This is a genomic window from Parvularculales bacterium, assembly GCA_036881865.1.
GTDB lineage: Bacteria > Pseudomonadota > Alphaproteobacteria > JAPOUT01 > JBAJNM01 > JBAJNM01.
This window is the reverse complement of record JBAJNM010000019.1, coordinates 1-25,125: the sequence shown is the minus strand read 5'-3', so window position 1 is coordinate 25,125 and position 25,125 is coordinate 1. Positions and strand designations below refer to the sequence as shown.

At 50.3% G+C, this 25,125-nt stretch carries 25 protein-coding genes; 8 read left to right on the top strand and 17 right to left on the bottom strand.

Annotation, left to right across the window (positions count from 1 at the left end; all coding sequences use genetic code 11):
* Positions 1–39: 39 nt before the first annotated feature.
* The 4 genes from V6Z81_05820 (at position 40) to clpA (ending at position 4,422) form a co-directional block, all read left to right on the top strand.
* Complete coding sequence (locus V6Z81_05820; protein ID MEG9862004.1) at positions 40–792, top strand: hypothetical protein; 753 nt, start codon at positions 40–42, stop codon at positions 790–792.
* On the top strand, positions 792–1,538 hold the full coding sequence (locus V6Z81_05815; GenBank protein MEG9862003.1) for a hypothetical protein: 747 nt from the start codon (positions 792–794) through the stop codon (positions 1,536–1,538). Before V6Z81_05820 ends, V6Z81_05815 begins: the two co-directional genes overlap by 1 nt.
* A gap of 107 nt (positions 1,539–1,645) precedes the next feature.
* Positions 1,646–2,047 carry an ATP-dependent Clp protease adapter ClpS gene (clpS, locus tag V6Z81_05810; protein ID MEG9862002.1) on the top strand — a complete coding sequence of 134 codons (402 nt, stop codon included), beginning with the start codon at positions 1,646–1,648 and terminating at the stop codon, positions 2,045–2,047.
* Positions 2,048–2,088: 41 nt separating this feature from the next.
* On the top strand, positions 2,089–4,422 hold the full coding sequence (gene clpA / locus V6Z81_05805; GenBank protein MEG9862001.1) for an ATP-dependent Clp protease ATP-binding subunit ClpA: 2,334 nt from the start codon (positions 2,089–2,091) through the stop codon (positions 4,420–4,422).
* A gap of 15 nt (positions 4,423–4,437) precedes the next feature.
* Here the strand turns inward: clpA and V6Z81_05800 are convergent, their stop codons facing one another.
* The 17 genes from V6Z81_05800 to ruvX form a co-directional block, all read right to left on the bottom strand.
* Positions 4,438–4,860, bottom strand: a complete 423-nt coding sequence (locus V6Z81_05800) for an HIT family protein (GenBank protein ID MEG9862000.1) — start codon at positions 4,858–4,860, stop codon at positions 4,438–4,440.
* Positions 4,861–4,864: 4 nt separating this feature from the next.
* Positions 4,865–6,079, bottom strand: a complete 1,215-nt coding sequence (locus V6Z81_05795) for a GNAT family N-acetyltransferase (GenBank protein MEG9861999.1) — start codon at positions 6,077–6,079, stop codon at positions 4,865–4,867.
* A gap of 15 nt (positions 6,080–6,094) precedes the next feature.
* Positions 6,095–6,538 carry a RidA family protein gene (locus V6Z81_05790; protein MEG9861998.1) on the bottom strand — a complete coding sequence of 148 codons (444 nt, stop codon included), beginning with the start codon at positions 6,536–6,538 and terminating at the stop codon, positions 6,095–6,097.
* 20 nt (positions 6,539–6,558) lie between these two features.
* Positions 6,559–6,909: a hypothetical protein gene (locus V6Z81_05785; protein MEG9861997.1), complete on the bottom strand. Its 351-nt coding sequence runs from the start codon at positions 6,907–6,909 to the stop codon at positions 6,559–6,561.
* Between the two features lie 51 nt (positions 6,910–6,960).
* Positions 6,961–7,659 (bottom strand): hypothetical protein, encoded by a 699-nt coding sequence (locus tag V6Z81_05780; protein ID MEG9861996.1) that lies wholly within the window; start codon positions 7,657–7,659, stop codon positions 6,961–6,963.
* Positions 7,656–7,919 (bottom strand): DUF3572 domain-containing protein, encoded by a 264-nt coding sequence (locus V6Z81_05775; protein MEG9861995.1) that lies wholly within the window; start codon positions 7,917–7,919, stop codon positions 7,656–7,658. The genes V6Z81_05780 and V6Z81_05775 overlap by 4 nt, the downstream gene beginning before the upstream one ends.
* 73 nt (positions 7,920–7,992) lie before the next feature.
* Positions 7,993–8,160 carry a 50S ribosomal protein L33 gene (gene rpmG, locus V6Z81_05770; GenBank protein MEG9861994.1) on the bottom strand — a complete coding sequence of 56 codons (168 nt, stop codon included), beginning with the start codon at positions 8,158–8,160 and terminating at the stop codon, positions 7,993–7,995.
* Positions 8,161–8,264: 104 nt separating this feature from the next.
* Positions 8,265–9,467 carry an MFS transporter gene (locus tag V6Z81_05765; protein ID MEG9861993.1) on the bottom strand — a complete coding sequence of 401 codons (1,203 nt, stop codon included), beginning with the start codon at positions 9,465–9,467 and terminating at the stop codon, positions 8,265–8,267.
* 18 nt (positions 9,468–9,485) lie between these two features.
* Positions 9,486–10,148 (bottom strand): hypothetical protein, encoded by a 663-nt coding sequence (locus V6Z81_05760; GenBank protein ID MEG9861992.1) that lies wholly within the window; start codon positions 10,146–10,148, stop codon positions 9,486–9,488.
* Positions 10,149–10,636: 488 nt separating this feature from the next.
* Positions 10,637–11,401, bottom strand: coding sequence for an NUDIX hydrolase (locus tag V6Z81_05755; protein MEG9861991.1), 765 nt, complete (start codon positions 11,399–11,401; stop codon positions 10,637–10,639).
* A gap of 15 nt (positions 11,402–11,416) precedes the next feature.
* Entirely contained in the window at positions 11,417–13,591 is a 2,175-nt protein-coding gene (locus tag V6Z81_05750) for a VacB/RNase II family 3'-5' exoribonuclease (protein ID MEG9861990.1), read from the bottom strand.
* Positions 13,575–16,205, bottom strand: coding sequence for a type I DNA topoisomerase (topA, locus tag V6Z81_05745; GenBank protein ID MEG9861989.1), 2,631 nt, complete (start codon positions 16,203–16,205; stop codon positions 13,575–13,577). The genes V6Z81_05750 and topA overlap by 17 nt, the downstream gene beginning before the upstream one ends.
* A 324-nt stretch (positions 16,206–16,529) precedes the next feature.
* On the bottom strand, positions 16,530–17,648 hold the full coding sequence (gene dprA / locus V6Z81_05740) for a DNA-processing protein DprA (GenBank protein MEG9861988.1): 1,119 nt from the start codon (positions 17,646–17,648) through the stop codon (positions 16,530–16,532).
* Positions 17,645–18,331, bottom strand: coding sequence for a glycerol-3-phosphate 1-O-acyltransferase PlsY (plsY, locus tag V6Z81_05735; protein ID MEG9861987.1), 687 nt, complete (start codon positions 18,329–18,331; stop codon positions 17,645–17,647). Before plsY ends, dprA begins: the two co-directional genes overlap by 4 nt.
* On the bottom strand, positions 18,324–19,661 hold the full coding sequence (gene pyrC / locus V6Z81_05730; protein MEG9861986.1) for a dihydroorotase: 1,338 nt from the start codon (positions 19,659–19,661) through the stop codon (positions 18,324–18,326). Before pyrC ends, plsY begins: the two co-directional genes overlap by 8 nt.
* Entirely contained in the window at positions 19,658–20,638 is a 981-nt protein-coding gene (locus V6Z81_05725; protein ID MEG9861985.1) for an aspartate carbamoyltransferase catalytic subunit, read from the bottom strand. Before V6Z81_05725 ends, pyrC begins: the two co-directional genes overlap by 4 nt.
* Before the next feature lie 57 nt (positions 20,639–20,695).
* Positions 20,696–21,184 carry a Holliday junction resolvase RuvX gene (gene ruvX / locus V6Z81_05720; GenBank protein ID MEG9861984.1) on the bottom strand — a complete coding sequence of 163 codons (489 nt, stop codon included), beginning with the start codon at positions 21,182–21,184 and terminating at the stop codon, positions 20,696–20,698.
* Positions 21,185–21,322: 138 nt separating this feature from the next.
* Here ruvX and gatC point away from each other — a divergent pair, with 138 nt between their 5' ends.
* From gatC to V6Z81_05700, 4 genes are all read left to right on the top strand, one after another.
* Positions 21,323–21,613 carry an Asp-tRNA(Asn)/Glu-tRNA(Gln) amidotransferase subunit GatC gene (gatC, locus tag V6Z81_05715; GenBank protein ID MEG9861983.1) on the top strand — a complete coding sequence of 97 codons (291 nt, stop codon included), beginning with the start codon at positions 21,323–21,325 and terminating at the stop codon, positions 21,611–21,613.
* Positions 21,614–21,641: 28 nt separating this feature from the next.
* Complete coding sequence (gene gatA, locus V6Z81_05710) at positions 21,642–23,126, top strand: Asp-tRNA(Asn)/Glu-tRNA(Gln) amidotransferase subunit GatA (protein MEG9861982.1); 1,485 nt, start codon at positions 21,642–21,644, stop codon at positions 23,124–23,126.
* A complete protein-coding gene (gene gatB, locus V6Z81_05705) occupies positions 23,123–24,613 on the top strand; it encodes an Asp-tRNA(Asn)/Glu-tRNA(Gln) amidotransferase subunit GatB (GenBank protein ID MEG9861981.1) in 1,491 nt (496 codons plus the stop codon). Before gatA ends, gatB begins: the two co-directional genes overlap by 4 nt.
* Before the next feature lie 230 nt (positions 24,614–24,843).
* A partial coding sequence (locus tag V6Z81_05700) for a hypothetical protein (GenBank protein MEG9861980.1) occupies positions 24,844–25,125 on the top strand: 282 nt, incomplete at its 3' end.

Genomic DNA, 25,125 nt, shown 5'->3' with positions numbered 1-25,125 from the left:
CTATTCTTGCGGTCAACTTTGTAGTGAGTGCAAGAGATCATGGACAAGAGCACCGATAAGCCATACCCGGGGAGTGTTAGCCGGGCCAATCAGAATGTACGCACGGATGTGCGGCGTTTTCTGGATAAGGTAGCGCGTACACCGGCTCCGGTGGCTTCTGCCACCTCTGTTGCCGGACGCGGGCGGCTTATGTTTGCTATGGATGCCACCATGAGTCGCGCTCTGGCATGGGATAGCGCTCTTCAGATACAGGCGGGTATGTTTGAGGAGACGGAAAAAATTGGCGGCCTTGCGGTGCAGTTAGTATGGTTTCGGGGCTTTCACGAGTTTCGTGTGAGCCCGTGGGTTTATGATGCAACCGCTCTTGCGCAAACTATGACGGGTGTTGGGGTACGTGGGGGTTTAACTCAAATTGAGCGGGTCTTGACTCACGCCCTTGATGAGGTGGGGCAGGGGGTTAAAATCAATGCGCTTGTTTATGTGGGCGATAGTGTGGAGGAGGAAGCCGATGTTCTGTGTGACAAGGCCGGACAGTTAGGAATGCGTGGTATGCCGCTTTTTGTTTTTCAGGAGGGATACGATAAAGACGCTGAGTCTATATTTTGTGAGATGGCGCGGTTAAGCGGTGGGGCATGGAGCCGGTTTGACGGGTCTTCTATCGCTCAGTTGCGCGATTTACTGACAGCGGTAGCGGTTTATGCCACCGCCGGACGAGAGGCGCTTGAGAAATTGGGTCGCCACCGTGGCGATGTGGTTCGTAAAATTGCCGGACAGATAAAACAGATAAAATAATGATTTGGCTTGTCGTAGGTATTGTAGTTCTGGGTCTCCTGCTACTTATAACCTATGGCCTTGTTCGAACTGACCCTTCAACACTGGCGCGTATTTTGCGCACCATTACCGTTGTGGTTTTGGGCGTTGCTATTGTAGTGCTAACTGTCAGCGGAAGGCTGGCTTTGGCCGCTCCTCTTATTCCGTTTTTGTTGTGGTTTGTGGGGTGGCGGCGTAACCCGTTTGCAGCGGCCGGCAGATGGGGCGGGCAACGGGCGCAACGTTCATCAGGAAACCCGTCAGGGAGTGCTGCCTCGTCTGATATTGAAACGCCGTGGTTTTCTATGAGTTTAGACCACGATAGTGGCTTGATGACGGGCCGTATTTTACAAGGCTCTTTTGCGGGAAAAATGTTGGATGATTTGTCTCTGCCTGAATTACTTTCTCTGCGGGAAAGGATAATCACGGACAATGATGTCGATTCTCTCTCTTTGCTGGAAGCGTGGTTAGACCGGGCCTATGGTGCTGATTGGCGTCATGAAAAGACAAGAGAAACCGGTGATGATGGTATGCACGGGGCGCCATCGTCTATGACACAAGAGGAGGCTCTGGCGGTGCTGGGCCTTGTAGCAGGCGCTTCTGAAAATGATATACGCACCGCCCATAGGCGCTTGATGTTAAAGGCTCATCCGGATCAGGGTGGTACGGCTTATCTGGCGGCGCGTATCAATCAGGCGCGGGATATTTTGCTGGGGGAAGGCCGCTAACGCCGGAATGGACCGTGCTCCCTTCTGTCTTGGAGCCTGTGTGCAACATGTTTCTTGTTGAAAGAGGGGTTTTTTGATAAAATGAGCTCTGACGAAAGGTTTGATTTATGCTGGGAACACCTACAGTGTATAATGCAGCCGATACTCTGGTGCTTTTCTGTGCTGGCGGGCCGGACAGGGGTAGTGATGAAGAAGGAGGAGGCAGCAATCGGACAGGTCAGGTTGACGTTCTAACTAAAACACGCACTAGGACAAAAAAACCGTCTCTGTATAGGGTTTTGTTGCTGAACGATGATTATACGCCGATGGAGTTTGTTGTTTTTATTTTGGAGAAGTTTTTCAGTAAAAATCATGAGGAGGCTATGCGTATTATGCTCCATGTGCATCAAAGTGGCATTGGGGTGTGTGGTCTTTATACCTATGAAGTTGCTGAGGCCAAGGTGATGGAAGTGATGGACTTCTCGCGTCAAAATGAGCATCCTTTGCAATGTACGATGGAGAAGGAATAGAGAGAAACGGGGAAGGGAAGAAGTAGGGAAAGAGAAAACGTATGCCGTCATTATCCAGAAGTCTGGAAGAAGCGTTACGCGGAGCGTTAAAGATTGCTGGCGAACGTCAGCATGAATATGCCACGTTGGAACATCTTCTTTTATCGCTGACAGAGGACGAAGATGCCGAGCGGCTCCTGCGGGCTTGCTCTGTGAATATAGATAATTTGCGCCGCGATCTTAGTAATTATCTTGAAAATGATTTTCACAATCTTGTGAGCAAAGATAATCAGGAAACCAAGCCCACGGCAGCTCTGCAGAGGGTTGTGCAGCGGGCCATTATCCATACCCAGTCGTCGGGCCGCGAGGAGGTGACGGGCGCTAATGTGCTAATTGCTCTTTTTGCCGAGCGTGAAAGCCATGCGGTGTATTTTTTGCAAGAGCAGGAAATGACAAGGTATGACGCTGTTAATTTTGTAAGCCACGGTATCGCTAAGCGGACTGATATGTCTGAGGCCAGTCCGGTGCGTGGGATTGATGAAGAGGGAGACGAAAGCAGTGGTGATACAAGTAAGGCAAAAAGCGCTCTTGAGGTGTATTGCGTTGATCTCAATCAAAAGGCTCATGATGGCAAGGTTGATCCCCTGATTGGTCGGGAGCAAGAGGTGAACCGGACGATACAGGTGTTGTGTCGGCGACGGAAGAACAACCCCATTTATGTGGGTGACCCGGGTGTGGGTAAGACGGCAATAGCGGAAGGTCTGGCACGGCGGATTGTTCGCAATGAAGTGCCGGAAGTATTATCGGGTGATACAATTTATGCCCTTGATATGGGGGCATTGCTGGCAGGCACGCGGTATCGGGGTGACTTTGAGGAGCGCTTGAAGAACGTCTTGAAAGAGTTGGAAACCCGCCCGGGTGCTATTTTGTTTATAGATGAAATCCATACAATTATTGGGGCAGGAGCCACTAGTGGCGGCTCTCTGGATGCCTCCAATCTGCTCAAGCCTGCCCTGCAAAGCGGTACGTTGCGGTGCATAGGTTCGACAACGTATAAAGAATATCGCCAGCATTTTGAAAAAGATCATGCGCTGGCTCGCCGGTTTCAGAAAATTGATGTGGTTGAACCATCTATTCCTGATGCTATTAAAATACTTAAAGGATTAAAGCCTTATTTTGAAGGTTTTCATAAAGTTCGCTACACAAGCGAGGCAATAAGAGCTGCGGTGGAGCTTTCGGCGCGGCACATGCATAACCGCAAACTGCCGGATAAGGCAATAGATGTTATTGACGAGGTGGGCGCATCGCAAATGCTGATACCCTCCGCACGGCGTCGTAAAACCATAGGTGTGCGTGAGGTTGAACGCGTGATTGCCACCATGGCACGAGTGCCACCTAAGGCAATATCCCGCAATGATACGGAGCGGTTACGGGATTTAGACGGAACTCTCCGGCGGGTTGTATTTGGTCAGGATGAGGCGATAGGGGCGCTGGCCTCGGCCATTAGAATGGCACGGGCCGGATTGCGGGAACCTGAAAAGCCCATAGGGTGTTATTTGTTCTCTGGCCCCACCGGTGTTGGCAAGACGGAAGTCGCCCGCCAGCTGGCAAGCGCTATGGGCATTGAAATATTGCGCTTTGATATGTCCGAATATATGGAGCGTCACAGTGTCTCTCGTCTTATTGGCGCTCCTCCCGGCTATGTGGGTTTTGATCAAGGCGGTTTGTTGACCGATGGTGTTGACCAACATCCCCATTGTGTTTTGCTTTTGGATGAAATTGAAAAAGCTCATCCGGATTTGTTCAATATTCTTTTGCAAATTATGGATCATGGCAAACTGACGGATCATAATGGTAAGCAGGTAGATTTCCACAATGTTGTCTTGATTATGACCACCAATGCAGGAGCCAGCGATATGGCTAAAGCTCCGGTGGGCTTTGGGCGTATGGATCGGGAAGGAGAAGACGAGGAAGCGATTGAACGGATGTTCTCACCGGAGTTCCGCAATCGACTGGATTCAGTTATCCGTTTTAGCCGCCTGCCATCTGAGGTTGTAGCGCAGGTAGTAGAGAAATTCGTGTTGCAGTTGGAGGCTCAACTGGGCGACAGAAATATCACCATAGAACTTACGCCGGAGGCTAATGATTGGCTTGCCGGAAAAGGCTATGACGAGAAGATGGGTGCCCGTCCTCTGGCTCGTGTCATACAGGAGCACATTAAGAAACCTCTTGCGGAGGAAATTTTGTTTGGCAAATTGGTGAATGGTGGCGTTGTGCGTGTTTTGGTGAGTGGCAATGAAAGCAATAGAGATCTGAGCTTCGAAATCATAGAGCCGCCGGAGCACCCGCGTAAGCCTCGTCGTTCTGAGAAAGAAACGCCGGAAACCACTCCCTAGCCCTTGAGTAAGGGGTTACGACTTTAGCGCTTTGCGTATCATTTGCGCGTGGGTTTCCAGAGTATCCGGATTTTCCATCTCCCTCGCATGAAACTTCAGGTCAATACCGTCATGGCGTGGAATAATGTGTGTATGAATGTGAAAGACTGTCTGCCCGGCAGCCGCTCCATTGAGTTGAGCAATTAGAATGCCCGGCGCTTCAAAGGCTTGTCTGACAGCGTGGGCTACTATTTTCACACTTTTCGCCATGGCGGCGGCATAATCTGGTGGTAGGTCAAAAAGATTTTCAGCCGGATGACGGGGAATAACAAGAGTATGACCCGGTACCTGAGGCATAACATCCATAAAAGCGAGAGTGTGCTCATCGCTATGGACTTGAAAGCAGGGCGCTTCACCACGCAGAATTTTAGCGAAAATATTATTATTATCGTAACTCATGGGGTCATTTTTCCTGAATTAGAGGAGTTTGAACTGAGAGGTTGAGCGTATCATGCCGAAATGGCGACATGACCTCAAGGGCTTCAATGGTGTGCGAGACATCTTCTCGTTCATGATCTAAATAGCGGGCAACGGCCTCCCTAAATTGCGGATGGGCTATGTGGTGAGCACTATAGGTGGGGGTCGGCAGATAGCCCCGTGCCAGTTTATGCGCCCCCTGTGCTCCCGCTTCAACCCGTTTGAGCCGATGCGCAATGGCAAACTCAATGGCTTGATAGTAGCACATTTCAAAGTGTAAAAAGCGGTGGTCTTCAAGGCAACCCCAATTGCGGCCATAAAGGCAATCTGAACCGATAATGTTCAAAGATCCGGCAATGGGTTGTCCCTTACGATAGGCCATTACAAGAAGAATATTGTCGGCCATGCGCTCACCAATGAGGCTGAAAAATGTGCGTGTCAAATAGGAATGCCCCCATTTTCGTGAACTTGTATCCATATAAAAGGCAAAGAAACTATCCCAGTGATGTTCTTTAATATCGCTTCCTGTGAGACACTCGATCTGTAAACCAGATTGTTGCACCTCGGCGCGCTCTTTGCGTATAGATTTGCGTTTGCGAGAGGCAAGGACGGTAAGAAAATCATCAAAACTGTTATAGTCCTCATTGCTCCAGTGGAATTGCTGGTCTGTTCTCTGAAGCAGTGTGTTTTCGCCCATGAGAGCCCATTGGCTTTTTGGTAAAAAAGTGAAATGAAGAGAAGAAACTTTGAGTTTTTCGGCAACCGTAAGGCAACCGGCCAGCAGTTGATTTTCTATGGTTTCGGCGTTGTTATCAGGATAAGTTAACAGTCGTCGTCCCGGCACAGGTGTAAAAGGTACGCAGCTTTGAAGTTTAGGGTAATACCGTCCACCGGCTTGTTCAAAGGCACTTGCCCAGCCATAGTCAAACACATATTCTCCTTGAGAGTGTCCTTTCAGGTAAAGAGGAACACAGCCAATAAGAGTATTGTTTGTTGTGTCTTCAAGAAGCACATGACATGCTCCCCAACCGGTTTCAGGCGCTGCCGAGCCGCTTTCTTCAAGGGACGACAGGAAAGCATGAGATAAGAAAGGGTTGCACGGCGTTCCCTTTTGTGGCTGAGCACAGGCATCCCAGCGTTCGGGAGCAATCTCCCGCAACGAATTTACCATGCGCAGTTGTAGGTTTGATTTATCTGACATAAATGCCCCTTGGCGTCAGCTAACGTCAAAAATGGCATCCACCTCTACAGCCACATTGAAAGGCAAACTGCTCACCCCAACAGCAAAACGTGTATGTTGTCCGGCTTCTCCCATCACATTGACGACGAGGTCTGATGCACCGTTAATGACAGCAGGATGCTGGTCAAAATCCGGTGTACAATTCACAAAGCCTCCCAGTTTGACGCAGGATTTAACCTGTGAAAAATCACCATTGCAGGCGGCATTGACTTGGGAAAGAATATTAAGAGCGCACAGTCGGGCAGCCGCCTGACCTTCTTCTATACTAAAATCTCTGCCCAGTCTGCCTTGAAACTCAATGCCATCGGGCCCAATGGGTACTTGGCCGGAGATAAACACCAGCGATCCGGTTTTGACGAAAGGTTTATAGTTGGCCGCCGGGGCTGCCGGGGCAGGAAGGGCTAGCTCCAGAGCTTCCAATCTATCTTTAAGGGTCTTGGTTATGCTTTTTGCTCTTTATGTAGATAGATGGCGCAAACCACCGTGGTGAGATTGTACAACATGGCTGCAAACAACCAGAACACAGGGCCGAGATCTCCCACGGTGTTTTGAATGACAGTGAAGATAGCGAGAGCGGCTGCTACCGACCAGATAAAGGTGCTAACAGTTGAATAGTCTTTCGCTAGCATTTGGCCTGATATGACAAAAATGATAACGAGGGCACTATCCAGAATTAGCCAGATAGGTTGATGAAAATATTGGGGAAACTCACTTGAAAGGGTTTGGTAACTGGTCACGACGAGCAGGGCCAGTATGGCGATACCGCTCATGAGTTTTCTATTAAATGGCATGGGATCTCTCCTCAGACTTTACCATCGCAACAACATTTATGCTAGCAGAGCCTATAGGTTCTTGTCCAGCAGCTTGCTTATCTTGTTATAGGTATCAGGCCAATTTGTCTCTTGAAACACTATTTTAGTGGTAGATGTATCATTTTTTAAGGCTTTCTTGGCAAAACCAGCAAGACGGGAATCAGCGATAAAATGAACATAATATAAATCCTCCCGCCATTTGAAAGCATCGGTGAGGTGATGGTAAAGGTCATCTAGAAAAAACACCGGTGCGCGCATGGCACGGCTTAAGTAAGCGACAGCGGCTCCCTTAAGACCTTGATTGGTAATCACCGGATAATCCATGCCTTGTGCCTGAAGACAGCGCTGCCGGGCGGCGCGCTGAGTGCTTGGAAGATTGCTGAGTACGACAATTTGTGCATTCTGTTGTGTCAGGCGTTGGAGTGCCACGGCAGCCCCCGGCATAGCTTTGATGTGCTCAGTTTGGGTTGCAAAAAAATCTTCCAACAGGGTTTTGACATCGTCATCAGAAACCGGCTCGCCCGTATCGCGCTGCTTGATGTTGCCGGTGATCGCGTAGCTGGTGAGGTCAAGCCATAAGCCCTGACACTCAAGATAATCTTCCAACCCGACGATAAATTGCAACAAAACTTCATCAGCATCGCAAATAATTAACGGGTGATGGTGGTCTATAGAGATTTTATCAATTTGTGCTTGAACAGCTTCATCGGGGAGTGGTGGGGGTGTCATAAGGCATCCAAAGATGCGCCTGGCAAATAACGCCGCGCTTGAATAATTTGCTCTGGGTCCATGTCAGCCGTTGAACATACAGCCATGAGATGGTTTTCATGAGTTGCAAGAAAATCCATCACCCCACCCAGAAAGGATGGGTCCGAGATATGGTCATAAAGGCTTGAAGGATTAAGGCCGCTTATGGTCAGGAAGGCGCTGAGGGTGTCGCTATTATCTACCATGGCTCCGAGTGCCTGAAGAGCTATGGTCTCAGCCATCTCCTGATTCATGAGGCGAAAGGGACTCGGGAGATGCGGGGCACAAAAAACAAAATCTACAAGGCCTCAAAGGCTATTTGATTTTAGATTCCTTAAACTCTACATGACGGCGGGCAATGGGGTCATATTTCTTGACGACCATTTTATCCGTCATAGTGCGGGTATTCTTCTTAGTCACGTAGAAATACCCGGTGTCTGCGGTGCTTTCCAGTTTGATTTTAACGGTGGTGGATTTAGCCATGAGGAGATACTCCCTTATGATGACGCCCTTTGGCGGGTGCCCCTTTATATCATAAAAGGCACAGGCGGCAAAACCCAAGCTAAAACCCTAAAGGGGTACTGGGATTAAATCTTCTGCGTGGGAGAAGAAAAATAGCGATATCCGGCAAGGAGAATATAGATGCCCGTCAACAAAACCATGGAAACGGCAAGCCCGTGTGGGTCCCATATATCCATGAAAACGCCTCCCAGAACCGGCCCCGCCAGAGAGCCAACGCTGTAGAGTAAAATATAAGCTGCATTGGCCAAGGCTAGGTTGCTACCCTTAAAACGCTGACCTACAAGGATAAGCCCAACAGTATAAAGACCAGTGACAACCCCACCGAATATGAAAAAAGTGGGCACAAAAATCCATGGGTTAGTGATAACAAAAGGCAGAGAGAGTGCACCAAGAAAACTGACGCCGGCACAAAGTAGCAATAGCAGTCGCCGGTCTATTCTGTCTGCCAACATGCCAATGGGAATTTGGCAAGCAATGTTGCCCGCTCCAAAAATTGTCAGAACCAACGTGCTTAAATCAAGAGGTAAACCTACCCGCAAGCCATAGACTGTCATGAGAGATAGCATCTCTGCTTCCAGAGCTCCATACATCAGCGCCCCCAGAATAGCGGTAGGCGCAAGGGTGATAATGGACAGCATGTTGCGGTTTGGTCTTTGAACAAGATTGGGTGCTAAATGACGCGCCATCACGAGCGGAATAGCTCCAAGAGCAATCAAAGCAGAGATAGTGACGTAAGGAGCGATACCATCATAGCCAACAATGAGAAGCAGGATGGGGCCAAGGGCGAAGCCGCCGGACAAAATAGCGGCATAAAGCCCGATCATGCGGCCTCTGTGGGTTTCGCGTGCTAATTCGTTAATCCACGTCTCACTTACCATGAATAACCCGGCAATGGCGACACCATTGATAAACCGGATGATGAACCATGAACCAATATCGGGAAACAGGGGATAGGTGATCATGCAAACGGTGGAGACGCATATACACGTCAATAGAAAAGGCACAGCGGGAATAAAGCGCAGCAGGTAGGGGATGATGGGAACGAAGATCAAGGAGGCAAGCGCTGGCATAGCCGTGTTGAGGCCCAGCAGAGTGCTGGATACGCCCATACGCTCAATAGCAACCGCCAGCAAGGGGAGGGTAATGCCAAGGCCGACACCTGCAATGGCAGTACAAGAGATAACGGCGGTAAGGCTAAGGCGATAGTCTTTTCGGGAAAGAGACGTCTCCTCTGGAGGAGCGTCAGGCCTGATAGAGGGCGTTGTCATTGTCGGTAACGGGAGGTACTAGCGGTTGTGTATCAGGAGGCGGTCGTTTTTATAGTGACACAAGGGAACAGGTCCGGTATCAAACCCGGTCCGGCCCTGAGCCACAAGGCTTAGAACATACTCTGTAACATCAAACAGAGGCAGGGTGCGTGCTTTTTCAAGTGGCCACCAGTCCAAGTCCAGCAACTCCCCGTTACTTCTGGGTTTGATTTGTGTAGCACCCGACTGAACCATTATAGAGAAAAAGCGGGCGTGAAAGCGCACAGGGCTTGAGGTAGGCGTAATGGCCCGCGCTAAAATGCCAAACCTGTCCAAAAAGGGTGGGTAATCGTGTGGAGGCCACGATTCTTGGTGGCTGGCTGTTGTGTATCCCACGCCAGTTTTGCTCACCACTAAACCTGTTTCTTCATAAGTTTCACGGGTGGCCGTTATAGCAAGGGCTGTTGCGAGGGAGGCAGAGGTCGTGCTTGTGGTAAGACGAGAGAGGGTTGTTTTGTGTAGGGGTGTCACAGGAGATATGGTTTTATCATTGGCGTCCAATTTGCCGCCCGGAAATACAAAAATATCTGGTGCGAAGGCCATGGCCCTCGGGCGGCGTCCCATAAGGACAAAAATGCGCTCTCCCTCACGGCATATCAGTACCAGACTAGCAGCGTCACGGGGGCGGACGGAATTGTTCATGGGTGAACCTCCATGATTGGTAATAATGCACTACAAAGACGCACACCCCATTACGCACGATATGTTCCGTGGGGGTTGTATAATGATAACGGGTGGGAGATTATAAGCTGAATAGGATAGGGTAGAGGCTAAAAGCCATACAACAAACCAATGTGGGCATTAACAACTTTAGAACTTAGTTTAGCATCATTGCCCGTGATTTGATGTTTTTTGTCATAAAATCGGACGTATTCAAATTGGGTAAAGCTGTCAACTTTTCTGTCAACGGTATATCCACTCCTGTAGCAACCCTGGCACTAAAACGAGCCTCCTCGCTATTGTAAGAATCAATCGTTTGTTCAAACAGTAGGGGCATCGTCTTTGACACCGTATAGGTTTCTGTTATTGCTAAATCTTGCGCTACTCCCTTTGAGAAAAACCGGGTTGCCTAGCTGTTGCGATACTGGAGTCTGGTTTAGGGTAACCAAGGATTCTTTTTTGTTTGAGCGCTATAGATTGATTCGCATGGGGCCGGGTTTTCGGAAGAAAATAAACGGCACAGGATGCCGTGCCCTTTGTGCAGGGGTTAGGGAAAGACGTGTTGCCACCTCGCCTAACACAATGCGGGTGATATTGGGTAAGTCAAGGGTAAGCGCTTCATCAAGGGTGAACCAGCGTAATCCTACCAACTCGCCCGAGGCCCCCGACATATCTGACGAGTCATTAACGATGGTTTCTGCTGTAGTGAGGAAGAAGCGGGTATCAAAGCGTCGTGCTCGATAGGGAGGAGTGATGGCGCGGGCGATAAAATCCAAGCAAGAGAGGTCTGGCTCTACGCCTTGCGATAGATAGTGTTGCCATCCCTCGTGGCGAGATTTAAAAGATTGCCCTAAGACTTTGCGGTTTGTAGGGCGCCCAAGAAGGAGACCTGTCTCTTCAAAGGTCTCTCGGATGGCAGCCAAGGCCCAAGTCCGTGCGCGCGTCGGAGAGGGGTTTCCACGCACATGGGAGAGTAAGTGTTTTTCCACGGCGGGTCGCAAATCTGTGCCATAGCGTATCCGACTATCAGCGCGATCAACTCGGCCTCCGGGAAACACGTATTTATCAGGCATAAAAGTGTGATTGCTATGACGTTGGCCCATGAGAATGCGGGTGGCATCTTCGTCGTGGCGCATGATGATAAGAGTGGAGGCATCTTTCGGGCGGGCAACTTTCTCATCTGGGTGGCGCATTTCTTGTTTACGGCTATCTTTGCTGTCAAAGGCCTGTGTCATGTTGGTTACGCCTCCTCAATTACGTCTTCGGGAGTATTTTCGGCGGGAGTGTTTTTGCTTTGCGGTGTTTTTCGCCCACGATTGTCGTTCGCCTCCATCTATAAGGTCAAGCACTACCCCTCCTGAAAAAGGAGCCACCTCTATTACCTGTACGGTAACACTCATGCCGGTTTGGAATACGTATCTGGTGCTTTTGTCAAATAAGGCGTTGCGTGTTTCATCATGGCGATAAAATCCACTTGGCTTCAAGCGCCTGATAGGAACAAGCCCGTCACCTCCCGTATTCTCAAGGCGTACAAAGAGGCCGGCGCGGGTAACGCCGGTAATGCGTGCTTCATAATTGTGGCCGATGTTGTGCTCCATAAAGCAAGCCCTGTATCGGTCTAGCGTATCGCGTTCTGCGGCCATAGCGCGGCGTTCTGTCTGGCTGATGTGTTCGGCAATGTCTGCCAGAGGTCCGGGTTCTTCAACTGGGGTTTTGTTGGAACTAAGGGTTTGGATGAGGGCACGGTGGACAACCAAATCGGCATAGCGCCGAATGGGGGAGGTAAAGTGAATGTAGCGTCGTAAGTTAAGGCCAAAATGGCCAAGATTTAGGGGGCTGTATATGGCTTGAGATTGTGCACGCAGGATGATTTCTCCTGCCAGAGCGTCAAAAGGCCCGTCTTTGGTTTGTGTGAGGATGGTATTGAACTGCGCGGGCTTAAGGGTAGTTCCTTGATTAAACTTAATGCCTAAGGTCCGGAGAAACAACTCAAGGTCATCTAATTTTTCTTTCGTTGGTGCTTCGTGGATCCTGTAAAGAGCGGGAATCTTTTTGCGGGTAAGTGTTTCGGCTGCAGCAACATTAGCGGCAATCATAAACTCTTCTACCAGGCGGTGAGCTTCAAGGCGGGTGCGGTGTTCAAAGCCTGTAGGGCTCCCCACGTCATCCAGAGTGATGCGATATTCTGGTAGTTCCAAATCAAGAGGCTGGCGGTGTTGTCGGGCTTTATCAAGAGCACTCCAGGCAGCCCAAAGAGGTTTTAGGGTGGTTTCTACAAGAGGTTTTGTGGTTGCATCTGGTGAACCGTTGATGGCGTTTTGCACTTGAGTGTAGGTAAGGCGGGCGGCAGGCTTAATGATGGCGCGGGTGAAGTGGTGGGATTGCAAAATGCCGCGCGCGTCAAATATTAGATGAGCCGCAAGAGAGGGACGTTCATTATGGGCTTTGAGAGAGCATAAGTCGGTGGACAGGCGTTCGGGAAACATGGGCACGACTCTATCGGGAAAATAAACAGAATTGCCCCGCCGGGCGGCCTCTCTGTCCAGAGCGCTGTCAGGAGTGACGAGGGCCGCTACATCAGCAATAGCTACAATAGCCCGCCAGCCACCAGCATTGGTAGGGTCATCGTCGGCTGTAACCCAGAGAGCATCATCGTGATCTCTGGCATCTTGAGGGTCAATGGTGATAAAATCGAGGTTACACAAATCTTCCCGTCCGGTCATATCCGGCAGTGTTGCTTGTGCGGCTTCTGCAAGAACGTCATCGGGAAACTCTACCGGAATATTATGTTGCTCAAGGGCAATGAGGCTCAAGGCGCTGGCGGTGTTGACGGCTCCACGCACAGCTAAAACGCGGCCCTGTTTTATTCTCCTGCGGTAGCGGGAGGGTTCGGATGTGATTTCCACCAGCACCAAATCTTCGTCTTGAGCATCGCCACAGGCATCAGGCGGAATAATAATCTCTTGGCGGTCACCCTTGACGATGGGGGCAAGTCGCCCACCTTGATCATCGGTTTGGCGAAAAACACCCATGCGGTGTGTTTCTTCCGGATGTCTCTCTTGATTAAGGCACCGAATAATGCGGGCTTCATAGTCGGGGGGTGTGGCAAGGGGGAATGCATGATCGGCTTGATAGGCCATGATTCGGGCAACGGCTTTATCGCCACGCTCCATGGAGGGCATACGGCCTCTTGGGGATATGACACCGGAGACCCAGAGTATCGGTGGCGGGTCATCATGATACCAGCGTGCCGGTGCAGCCAATAAATCACCATCCTCTGTTTCACCGGTAATAATAATCACTGTTACCGGTGCCAGCGCTGAAGATGAACGAGAGTGTGACTGATGTTTCTTTTGATGATTTCTTGAGCGCTTTTGACGTCGCCGTTTTACATCATAAACTCTGGCATCATTCGGCGGCGGCATCTCTTTTTACAGTCGTTTTTACTTTATTGGTGGTGGTTTTCTTCTTTACGGTGGTTTTTTTCTTAGCGGTAGTTTTCTTCTTGGTTGCTGCCTTCTTAGTGCGCTTGCCGGTAATACCTTTAACAGCCTTTGCAGCAATAAGGGACAGTGCTTGTTCAAGGGTTATATCTTTAGGGGGTGTATCATGGGGTAAGGTGGCATTAATTTTGCCATGTTTGACATAGGGTCCATAGCGGCCTTCCATAACATTGACAGGCGCGCCATCATCAGGATGTTCTCCCAATTCGCGCAACGTTTTAGACCCCCACGAACGGGGTTTCTTTTCTGCTAGCAGAGTAACCGCTCGGTTAAGACCAACAGTGAATACTTCTTCAACAGAGGGCAGACTGGCGTAAACGCCATTGTGCAACACAAAGGGGCCATAGCGCCCCAGTCCGGCTTTAATGATTTTGCCTGTTTCGGGATGCATCCCCAACTCGCGGGGTAAGGATAACAAATCAAGAGCTTGTTTTAAGTCCAGAGTATTGAGATCAATACCCCGTGGAATACCGGCGCGTTTGGGCTTATTGTCATCTTCAACTTCTCCTAGCTGAACATAAGGGCCAAACCGGCCTGTCTTTAAGAAGACGTCCAGCCCACTGGCTTCATCGCGACCTATGGTGCGGTCTCCTCCTATGCTGCTCTGTTCATCATTTTGCGTTGTTAGAGGACGGGTGTGACGACAATCGGGATAGCGTGAACAGCCAACAAAAACTCCATAACGACCGACCTTGATACTGAGGCGCCCTTCATTGCATTGCGGGCACTGACGGGGGTCTTCGGCCTCTTCTTGGGGGGGAAACACATGGGGGCCAAGTTCATCGTTTAGATGATCTAGCACCTCGCTAATGCGCAAATCGGCAATATCTTCGACTGAATGTGTGAACTCCCGCCAAAAATCTTCAAGAACCTGTTTCCATTCCATCTCACCGGCGCTGATTTTATCGAGCTTCTCTTCTAAGGCTGCCGTGAAGTCATATTCTACGTAGCGTTCAAAGAAACTTTCCAGAAAGGCCGTGACCAGACGTCCCCTGTCTTCCGGAATAAAACGTGTCTTGTCCATGCGCACATAATTGCGATCCCGTAACACAGATAAAGTAGACGCATACGTAGAAGGTCGTCCAATACCCAATTCTTCAAGACGTTTAACCAATGTAGCTTCTGTGAAGCGAGGGGGCGGCTCGGTGAAATGTTGGGCAATCAGAGCCTTGTCCAAAGTGAGACTCTCACCTTCTGTTAGTTTGGGTAGACGATTTTCTTGCTCTGAATCATCGTCACCATCGTCTTGGCCCTCTTGATAGAGACGCAAAAAGCCATCAAAGGCTACAACAGATCCTGTAATCCGCAATTCTACAGCCTTATCTTCATCATCAATCTCAACTGTAGTGCGCTCAAGACGTGCACTCTCCATCTGGCTGGCCATGGTGCGTTTCCAGATGAGATCGTATAAGCGAAACTCTTCATTGCTAAGATAGTTTTCCATATCGGTGGGTAGCCGAGAGCTGTCCGTGGGGCGGATGGCTTCGTGAGCTTCCTGGGCATTCTTGGCTTTGCTTTTATATTGGCGTGGTGCAGAGGGCGTATAACTATCACCGAACATGCGGGTAATGTTAGCTCTCACATCGCTAATCGCTTCGGTGGCAATTTGAACGCCATCGGTCCGCATATAGGTGATGAGTCCGGTAGTCTCACCGTTGATGTCTTGACCCTCATAGAGTTTTTGAGCAATCTGCATGGTGCGTTTGGTTGTGTAGCCTAGTTTTCGAGCGGCTTCTTGCTGTAGGGTGGAGGTGGTAAAGGGCGGCGACGGATGACGCCGACCCGGCTTACTGGTAACAGAGTACACCCGTAAGGTTGCCGCCCGTACAGCATCCCGTGCTCGTGTGGCGGCTTCTTTATTCTCTATACTTAGGCGGTCTATCTTTTTGCCATTCAAGCGTACCAGCCTTGCTGTTATGTCAGCGCCTTGGGCTGTTTTGAGTAACGCTTCAAGAGACCAATATTCTTGTGGTTTGAAGGTTTCAATGGCGAGTTCTCGTTCACATACCAGACGCAAGGCTACGGATTGCACTCGTCCGGCGGATCGTGATCCTGGCAATTTTCGCCACAAGACAGGTGATAAGGTAAAGCCCACGAGATAATCAAGAGCGCGCCGTGCGAGATAGGCATCAATTAGTTGGTGGTCCAAAGTGCGGGGATGCGCCATAGCCTCCAACACGGCAGACTTGGTGATGGCATTGAAGACCACTCTTTCGACGGGCTGTTCTTTAAGGGCGCGCTTTTCGGTCAGCACTTCTAGCATGTGCCAGGAGATAGCTTCTCCTTCGCGATCCGGGTCGGTCGCAAGGATGAGGCGGTCTGCTTGTTTGACTTTGGCGGCGATATCGTTGAGCCGTTTGGCTGATCGGTCATCTGTCTCCCAGATCATAGCGAAATTGTCATCTGGCATGACGGAGTTATTTTTAGAAGGTAAATCCCGCACGTGCCCGTAGGAGGCTACAACGGTGTAATTGTTGCCCAAATATTTATTGATAGTTTTGGCCTTGGCAGGTGATTCTACGATGACAACGTCCATGGGAGAAAAATATATCCGATTCCTTTAGTTTTTCAGTGTCAGGTGCTATTGGTTTGGCAGATTTTGCGTCTGCACCATGGAAAAAACAAGAGACGCTGTCAAATCGAAAGGCGTTTTTAAGCAGTAATATAGGGTGTTTTGGCTATAAATTAAGCGTTTTTTGACTGGTTTTATAGAAAACTGCAACTGACTATGGCGTAAACGGAGCTATAGACTCCGACAAAATTCAGGACAAAACAATATTGGATAATGCCTAGAAACGAGTTACTGCACTAAAACATGCAGCCCACATTGATAATGCTTTCTCGTTTTCTGGTCCGTCTATTAGTTCTCAACCGATAGACAAACTTTCTGGCCCGGCTCACGGACTAATCGTCCGGCTAACTCCATCTCCAGCAGAGTCACCATGACGGTGGCCACATCAAGGCCGCTTTGTCGGGTGAGCTCATCAATTTCGACTGGCGTTGTACTAAGCAAATCCACAATTAGAGCACGGTCTTTGTCGCTGATATCAGGTGCTGGGCATGTCTCTCCTGACTTCATATCTAGGGTGGGGCTTTCCAAAGGACTCTCCCGCATAGGCTCAAGGGCCGTTATAATATCTTGAGCGCTCTCAGCCAGCATGGCTCCATTGCGGATGAGATTGTTGGTACCTCGTGAGCGCGGGTCAAGAGGAGAGCCGGGTATGGCAAATACGTCTCGTCCTTGCTCTAGTGCTAAACGTGCAGTGATAAGAGAGCCGGACCGCAAGGCCGCCTCAACCACGATCACGCCTAGAGCACAGCCGGAAATAATTCGGTTACGGCGGGGAAAGTATCGCGCCAGAGGTTCCGTCCCCAGAGGCATCTCACTGACTAACACGCCCTTTTGTCGGATGTGTCCGTAAAGGTCGGTATTTTCTTTGGGGTATATGACATCCACACCCCCGGCCAACACAGCAATGGTACCTCCCTTGAGAGAACCGTTGTGAGCCATAGTGTCAATGCCGCGCGCTAATCCGGAGATAACTATAAGGCCGTGAGATGAAAGATCGCGGGCTAAATCTTCCGCTAGCCGTCGCGCACCGGCCGAGGCATTGCGGGCACCGACAATAGCCACACTATCTTTAAGAAGCAGATGTTTATTGCCATATACCAACAAAAGCGGTGGTGCATCATCCAAAGAGCGCAAGAGGGGTGGGTAAGAAGGTTCCGGCAGGGCTATAATTTCAATACCTTGCTTTGTGGCATTTTCTAGTTCCTTTTCAATCTTGCTACGGCTTTCCAATTGTAAGGGGTGGCGCTTGCCGCCACGCCATGCGAGTTCGGGAGCGGCTTCTAAAGCAGCTGTAGCGTTTCCATAGTGATTGAGTAGATGATAAAACGTGAGCGGCCCGATGTTTTCGCTACGGATGAGTTGCATCCAGTCCAATTTTTCTTCCAGCCCTAATACGCGAGTATTCATTGTTTTTTGTGTTCGGGAGGCGGAGGATTATCTTTTTGGCCAATTTTCGTTTCTACTCCTTGATAGAGGCGCACGATATTGGGGCCGTGACGAATAAAGACCATAACAGCGATAAACGTCATGAGTTCTACATATTGCCATCTAAACTCTGCCATTCGCCACAGTAGTGCTTCGTAAGACCCATAATCCACCGCCACTAGAAACAAAGGGGTGAGGGCAACCGCGGACAGTGAGGCTACGGAAGAATATCGCGTGACAATAGCTGCCAGCAACCAGACCACGCAGAAGAAAACACAAACGGGCCAATATAAGACCAGCAATATGCCAATGACGGTGGAGATGCCCTTGCCGCCTTTGAAGTTTAGCCATACCGGAAAGAGATGTCCTAGGAAAGCACCCATTGCAGCGATGACCGTTATGTCCGGCCCCCACCGTTGGGCAATAAACACGGCGAGACTTCCCTTGAGCATATCGCCCAGCAGGGTTCCCGCTGCCAGCCATCGGTTGCCGGTGCGCAGAACATTGGTAGCTCCAATGTTGCCCGAGCCGGCAGTGCGTATATCGGGAGTGCCTACAATTCGGGTGAGGATAACCCCAAACGGAATAGAACCCAGAATATACCCACCCGCAAGGGCGGCCATATACCACGGCAAGGCAAAACTCCAGGAGATAGGGTCAGGCATGGTTGAGACCCGTGTTGTTGAGTTTGTCAGAATGGAAGACGATACGACCCTCTACCATGGTAAGCAACACGTCTCCTTGAAGTAGTCGTCCATCAAGGGCTGCGTTTTTGGATTTGGATTGCAACCGTTCTGTTTCAATTACAACGGGGGTATTGAGATCTACGATAATGATATCGGCGGGGCGTCCGGGAGCAAGAACCCCTGCCTGAAGGTCCAGATGAGCAGCTGGAGTAGTACTTAAAGCGCGTAAAACATGGGGGAGCCTTATCAGGCCTCCATGCACAAGAGTCAAAGCGGCGGGCAACAGGGTTTCTAAACCAACGGAGCCAAAGGCGGCCTCCTCAAAGGGCCGGCGCTTGGTCTCGGCATCTTCAGGTAGATGACCGGAAACGATGGTGTCAATAATACCTTCAGCAACACCAGACAGCAGAGATTGTCTATCTTCTTCGCGGCGAAGGGGAGGCGAGAGTTTCAAAAAAGTGCGATACCCCATGATATCGCTTTCATTGAGCACCAGATGATTGGCCGACACGCTACAAGAAACCGGCAAGCCGTCTTGTTTAGCCTTGTATATCAAGTCAACGGATTCAGCGCAGGAGATTTGCCCGGCATGGTATCGCGCACCGGTCATGGCCACGAGCCGTATGTCGCGTTCTAGCATGATAATTTCAGCTTCCGCCGGAATACCCGGTAACCCAAGACGGGTGGATAGAGTCCCTTCATTGATAACGCCGTTCTTAGACAGCGATGGCTCTTCAGGGTGATGGATGATAAGTGCATCACAGTCGGCGGCATGGGTCATGGCGTAACGCATGAGTTGGGCATCCTTGAGGGCGTGGGGGCCATCGGTGAAGGCAATGGCGCCGGCTTCACTGAGCAGGGCGATTTCTGTTACGTGCTCTCCGTCCAGGTTTTTGGTGAGAGCGGCGGTGGGGTAAATATTGACCACCGCTGTATCCCGTGCCCGTCGGGATAGAAAATCAACCAGAGCCACATCGTCAATCACCGGCATTGTATCTGGCATGACCGCAAAAGACGTAACCCCTCCACGGGCAGCGGCTTGACTGGCACTGGCCAGAGTTTCCCGATGCTCGGCACCCGGCTCGCCGGTCGAAACCTGCATATCCACAAGACCCGGGCAGAGAATATGCCCACCACAATCAATAATGCGGCTTGCCTCAGGAACTGCTGCTGCATCAATGTCTGGCCCCATAGCGCTGATGTGGCCATCCTGAACAACCATGCCGCCGGATTGCTCTTGTTCACTTACCCCGTCAATCAGTCGGGCGTTAACAAAGACCACAGTGTTAGCGTGCCTGTCATCTGTCATAAGGGTATCTCTGATGGGGTGTCGACCGGAGCCGTTCGGCTCAGCATGTCCAGCACCGCCATGCGCACCGCTACGCCCATTTCAACTTGTTTGTGGATGAGGCTGCGGGTCGGGTCATCAGCGACATCGCTGTCAATTTCCATACCCCGGTTAAGCGGCCCGGGGTGCATCACCAGTGCCTCGGGACGGGCATAGGATAGTTTCGCGCGATCTAACCCATATCGATGAAAATATTCGCGGGAAGATGGTATCAACGAGCTCTCCATACGTTCTTTTTGCAGACGCAACATCATAACAATGTCGCACCCCTGAAGGCCTTCTTTCATGGTGTGAAAAACCTCAACGCCTAACTCTTCAAGACCGGGAGGCAGCAGGGTTGAAGGGGCTATCGCCCGCACTCTTGCGCCCATGGCCGTGAGCAGATGTATGTTGGAGCGTGCCACCCGACTGTGACGGATGTCGCCGCAGATAGCCACCGATAAACCTTCTATTCGTCCCAGGGCATGGCGTATGGTAAGGGCATCCAACAGAGCTTGTGTGGGATGTTCATGACTACCGTCACCGGCATTGACAACGCTGCACTCTACTTTTTGTGCCAGCAACTCAACCACCCCCGATTGACTATGTCGAATAACCAGCAAATCAGGTCTCATAGCGTTGAGAGTTGCGGCGGTATCAAGCAGAGTTTCTCCTTTATTGAGAGATGACTTCTGCATCGGCATAGTCATGACGTCAGCGCCAAGGCGCTTGCCTGCCAACTCAAACGAGCTTTGAGTTCGGGTAGAAGCTTCAAAAAACAGGTTTATCAATGTGCGCCCTCTTAACAGAGCGTTTTTTTTGTCTGTCTGACGGTTATAAGCGACGTAGCTATCGGCTAGATCAAGCAGGTTTGTAATGTCAGAAACAGAAAGGTCGCCAATCCCCAGAAGATGCTGATGAGGGAAGACTTGGGAGCGAGCTTGATTTGACGCATTCATCAAAGAGGCATCATATAAGGAATAGACAGAGGGTGGCAAGGTATAAAGGCGGTCATTTCAGGGTACCATTTGCCCGAGGCGGTCTAGCGCGCCTTGAAGAATATATGCGGCGGCCATTTTATCCACTAATATCTGGCGGCGTTTACGGCTGGCATCGGCCTCAATGAGAGTACGGGTTACCACCGCCGTGGATAAACGCTCATCCCAAAAAGCCAGAGGCAAAGGGAGATGAGCGGTAAGGTTAGAGGCAAACGCCCGTACCGATTGACAGCGTGGACCCTCACTGCCGTTCATATTAAGGGGCAATCCTACGATGAATCCGCCGATATGGTGTTCGCTCACTAAAGTGCTTATGCGCACGATATCATCGCTAAACCGGCTTCGATGTATGGTCTCTATAGGGGTTGCGATCACGAGACGACTATCGGAAAGCGCCAATCCCAAAGTTTTACTGCCTACGTCAAAACCCAGCAGTCGTTGTCCCGGGGGTGTGTCTTGGCGCAGGGCTGTGAGTTCGGTGTCAATATCAAACAAGTGAGCAGGCATGATTTTATATGTTGGAACACAAGGATGACTTATGATGCGGGGAGCGCTATCATATCACGATTGAGTGGCGTCGGCCTGTAAAGGCGGGGATGATGGTACGCTCTTTATTGATTCCGCTCGTTCGTAGGAGAAATGCCTATGGTGATTGAAGATCGAGAAATGGTCCGCCACATTGCCCATCTTGCACGTCTTACCTTGCCGGACGATGCTCTGGATGCCATGGCGCTGGATATAGTCACTATTCTGGAGTGGGTGCGTCAGCTGGAAGAGGTAGACACAGAGGGTGTGCAGCCTATGACGGCGGTATTCACTATGGATTTGCCGATGCGGAAGGACAAAGTAACCGATGGTGGTGATAGGCGGCAGGTTTTGGCAAATGCACCGGCGGTAGAAGATGGTTTTTTCACCACACCCAAAATTGTTGAATAAAAAGCAACATGTGTGATGAGAATTTTTGATGTCTGCGTCTGATTTGACAGCCCTTAGTCTGGCGGATGCACGGTCAGGTCTCCTGAAGCGGGAGTTCAGCGCTGTTGAACTGGCACAAGCCTATCTTCAATCTATTGAAGAGGCAGATAGTTTGAACGCCTATATCACCGTTACACCGGAGCGGGCGCTTGATATGGCTCGGGAGTCCGATGAGCGTCTCGGCGCAGGTGAGGGTGGCGTGCTGGAAGGCATGCCTCTGGGTATCAAAGATATGTTCTGCACCAAGGGCGTAAAGACAACGGCTTGTAGCCACATTCTGGAGAATTTCACACCTACATATGAGTCAACCGTTACTGGGCGCTTGTGGCAAAGCGGTGCGGTTTTACTGGGCAAGCTCAATAATGATGAGTTTGCTATGGGCTCTTCTAATGAGAGCAGCTATTTTGGACCGGTGACCAATCCTTGGCGGCGGAAGGGGGATGAGACGCCCTTGTCGCCCGGTGGTTCATCAGGAGGAGCTTCGGCGGCGGTGGCGGCGCGCTTGGCGGTAGCAGCCGTGGGAACAGATACGGGAGGGTCTATTAGGCAGCCTGCCGCTCTTACGGGGATTGTTGGGTTGAAGCCCAGCTATGGTCGATGCTCACGCTGGGGCATTGTGGCATTTGCTTCATCTCTTGATCAGGCTGGGCCGTTGACCCGTGATGTTCGGGATGCGGCAATTATGCTCGAAGCCATGGCGGGACCGGATGAGAAAGATTCTACTTGTGCCGATCATCCCATATCTCATTATGAGAAGGCCCTCACCGGTGATGTCAAAGGATTGCGGATAGGGCTCCCGAAGCAGTGTCGAATAGAGGGCTTGCCCGATGAAATGGAAGCATTGTGGTCGCAAGGGGAACAATGGTTACAGGAGGCAGGCGCTGAAATTGTAGAAGTTGATCTGCCCCATATCACGTATGCTCTTCCGGCTTATTATATTGTAGCACCGGCAGAGGCTTCTTCTAATTTGGCACGCTATGACGGAGTACGTTATGGGCTGCGGGTTCCTGCCGATGAGATCGACACACTTTACGAGAACACAAGGGCTGCAGGCTTTGGTGATGAGGTCAAACGGCGCATCCTGATTGGAACGTACGTGCTCTCTCAGGGGTATTATGATGCGTATTATCTAAAAGCCCAGAAGGTACGTACGCTGATAGCACAGGATTTTGCCGCTGCTTATGAAAAAGTGGATGCTATTTTGACACCAGCCACCCCTTCGGCAGCCTTTTCTCGCGGGGATAAGGCAGATCCGTTGTCTATGTATTTCAATGACATTTTTACGGTGCCCGCGAATATGGCAGGCTTGCCGGGTATTACTGTGCCGGTAGGACAGGATGCAACAGGGTTGCCTCTATCTCTTCAATTGGTAGGAAGGGCTTTTGACGAAGAGACTTTGCTACGTTTGGCTGGTGCTCTGGAAACGGCGGCGGGCTTTAAGGCAGCCCCTGCTCCGTGGTGGCGGGCCTCATGAGCGTGGCGGATAACACAGGTGATTTGATTGCCGGAGCTATCGGAGACTGGGAGATTGTCATCGGTCTTGAAACTCACGCGCAGATAACGTCTTCCGCGAAACTGTTTTCGGGTGCGTGTACGGATTTTGGCGCAGAGCCGAACACTCAGGTAAGCCTTGTGGATGCCGCTATGCCCGGTATGTTGCCGGTCATTAATCAGTATTGTGTTGAGCAAGCGATACGTACAGGTCTTGGTTTGCGGGCTCAAATCAATCTTTATTCTGTCTTTGACCGCAAGAATTATTTTTATCCTGATCAGCCTCAGGGCTATCAGATTTCTCAATATAAAAACCCGATTGTAGGGGAGGGGCAGATATCTCTTGATATGCCCGATGGTCAAAGCATCGTGGTGGGCATTGAGCGGCTGCATTTAGAGCAGGATGCAGGAAAAAGCCTCCATGATCAGGATCCCGATTTAAGCTTTGTTGATTTGAATCGAGCCGGTGTTGCCTTAATGGAGATTGTCTCTCGTCCCGATATGCGTTCTGCAACTCAGGCTCAGACGTACATGCGCAAACTGCGCACGGTTTTACGTTATCTTGGCAGTTGTGACGGCAACATGGAGCAGGGGTCTTTGAGGGCCGATGTTAATGTCTCGGTGCGTCGTCCGGGGGAGGCCTTGGGAACACGCTGTGAGATTAAGAATATAAACTCCATACGGTTTATTGGTCAGGCGATAGAGTATGAATCTCGTCGCCAGATTTCTGTACTGGAGGAGGGGGGTGAAATAGTGCAGGAAACCCGCCTGTTTGATGCCCGTCTTGGGGAGACCCGGCCTATGCGTACTAAAGAAGAGGCGCATGATTATAGGTATTTTCCTGATCCGGATTTATTGCCGTTACGGTTAGATCAGGCGTGGGTAGATGACATTGCAAGTAATCTGCCGGAGTTACCGGACGACAAGAAAGAGCGGTTGATAGCGGACTATGGTTTGTCTGCTTATGATGCGGGTGTGTTGATCACCGGCCGGGCGCTGGCTGATTATTATGAAACTGTAGCGCAGGGACGTGATGCGAAGTTAGTAGCCAATTGGGTAACGGGGGAATTATCAGCAGCTCTTAACCATCTAAACCTCACCATAGAAGCAACACCTGTTACGGCAGATGGTCTTGGTGAGTTGCTTGATTTGATTGCTGATGAAACTATCTCGGGGCGAATCGCTAAGGACATTTTTGAAAAAATGTTAGAATCTGGCAACAGCGCACAAAAAATTGTAGATGAGTATGGATTACGTCAAGTAACGGACATGAGCGTTATTGAAGCGATTGTTGATGAGGTTATAGCCTCTAATCCGGATAAAGTAGCGCAGGTTCAAAACAAGCCGCAAATGTTGGGCTGGTTTGTAGGGCAGGTTATGAAATCCAGTAAAGGCAAGGCAAATCCTCAATCCGTAAACGGATTACTTCGTCAAAAACTAAATATCTCTGAGCCTTCTGAAGACGCATAAATTAACGTATTCGGTGTTCATTGTTGTTGTCATGCACTGCAATGCATTAACAAAGCGTTGATGGTGTTGCGTCACTTACGTTGTCTATGTTCTTGCTTATACTATTAGATGTGTGGTTGATTTGTGTGTTAATTGATTCATGACGAATCAGTTGTAGTTTTCGATTAACGCATGAAGCAACGACTGCTTTGTGAATAACATGATGTAATAACTACTTTGACGAGGAGGAAATGGCTACAAGATCGAAACGTAAAACAACGGCTAGGCGTAAAACAACGGCTAGGCGTAAAACAACGGCTAAGCGTAAAACAACGGCTAAGCGTAAAACAACGGCTAAGCGTAAAACAACGGCCAAACGCAAGACAGCCAGACGTAAAACGACGGCTAAGCGCAAGACGACGGCCAAGCGCAAAACAGCCAGACGTAAAACGACGGCTAAGCGCAAGACGACGGCCAAGCGCAAAACAGCCAGACGTAAAACGACGGCTAAGCGCAAGACGACGGCCAAGCGC

Coding starts and splice junctions, on each gene's coding strand:
- V6Z81_05820 (MEG9862004.1), top strand. CDS start 40: ATGGACAAGAGCACCGATAAGCCATACCCGGGGAGTGTTAGCCGGGCC.
- V6Z81_05815 (MEG9862003.1), top strand. CDS start 792: ATGATTTGGCTTGTCGTAGGTATTGTAGTTCTGGGTCTCCTGCTACTT.
- clpS (MEG9862002.1), top strand. CDS start 1,646: ATGCTGGGAACACCTACAGTGTATAATGCAGCCGATACTCTGGTGCTT.
- clpA (MEG9862001.1), top strand. CDS start 2,089: ATGCCGTCATTATCCAGAAGTCTGGAAGAAGCGTTACGCGGAGCGTTA.
- V6Z81_05800 (MEG9862000.1), bottom strand. CDS start 4,860: ATGAGTTACGATAATAATAATATTTTCGCTAAAATTCTGCGTGGTGAA.
- V6Z81_05795 (MEG9861999.1), bottom strand. CDS start 6,079: ATGTCAGATAAATCAAACCTACAACTGCGCATGGTAAATTCGTTGCGG.
- V6Z81_05785 (MEG9861997.1), bottom strand. CDS start 6,909: ATGCCATTTAATAGAAAACTCATGAGCGGTATCGCCATACTGGCCCTG.
- V6Z81_05780 (MEG9861996.1), bottom strand. CDS start 7,659: ATGACACCCCCACCACTCCCCGATGAAGCTGTTCAAGCACAAATTGAT.
- V6Z81_05775 (MEG9861995.1), bottom strand. CDS start 7,919: ATGGCTGAGACCATAGCTCTTCAGGCACTCGGAGCCATGGTAGATAAT.
- rpmG (MEG9861994.1), bottom strand. CDS start 8,160: ATGGCTAAATCCACCACCGTTAAAATCAAACTGGAAAGCACCGCAGAC.
- V6Z81_05765 (MEG9861993.1), bottom strand. CDS start 9,467: ATGACAACGCCCTCTATCAGGCCTGACGCTCCTCCAGAGGAGACGTCT.
- V6Z81_05760 (MEG9861992.1), bottom strand. CDS start 10,148: ATGAACAATTCCGTCCGCCCCCGTGACGCTGCTAGTCTGGTACTGATA.
- V6Z81_05755 (MEG9861991.1), bottom strand. CDS start 11,401: ATGACACAGGCCTTTGACAGCAAAGATAGCCGTAAACAAGAAATGCGC.
- V6Z81_05750 (MEG9861990.1), bottom strand. CDS start 13,591: ATGCCGCCGCCGAATGATGCCAGAGTTTATGATGTAAAACGGCGACGT.
- topA (MEG9861989.1), bottom strand. CDS start 16,205: ATGGACGTTGTCATCGTAGAATCACCTGCCAAGGCCAAAACTATCAAT.
- dprA (MEG9861988.1), bottom strand. CDS start 17,648: ATGAATACTCGCGTATTAGGGCTGGAAGAAAAATTGGACTGGATGCAA.
- plsY (MEG9861987.1), bottom strand. CDS start 18,331: ATGCCTGACCCTATCTCCTGGAGTTTTGCCTTGCCGTGGTATATGGCC.
- pyrC (MEG9861986.1), bottom strand. CDS start 19,661: ATGACAGATGACAGGCACGCTAACACTGTGGTCTTTGTTAACGCCCGA.
- V6Z81_05725 (MEG9861985.1), bottom strand. CDS start 20,638: ATGAATGCGTCAAATCAAGCTCGCTCCCAAGTCTTCCCTCATCAGCAT.
- ruvX (MEG9861984.1), bottom strand. CDS start 21,184: ATGCCTGCTCACTTGTTTGATATTGACACCGAACTCACAGCCCTGCGC.
- gatC (MEG9861983.1), top strand. CDS start 21,323: ATGGTGATTGAAGATCGAGAAATGGTCCGCCACATTGCCCATCTTGCA.
- gatA (MEG9861982.1), top strand. CDS start 21,642: ATGTCTGCGTCTGATTTGACAGCCCTTAGTCTGGCGGATGCACGGTCA.
- gatB (MEG9861981.1), top strand. CDS start 23,123: ATGAGCGTGGCGGATAACACAGGTGATTTGATTGCCGGAGCTATCGGA.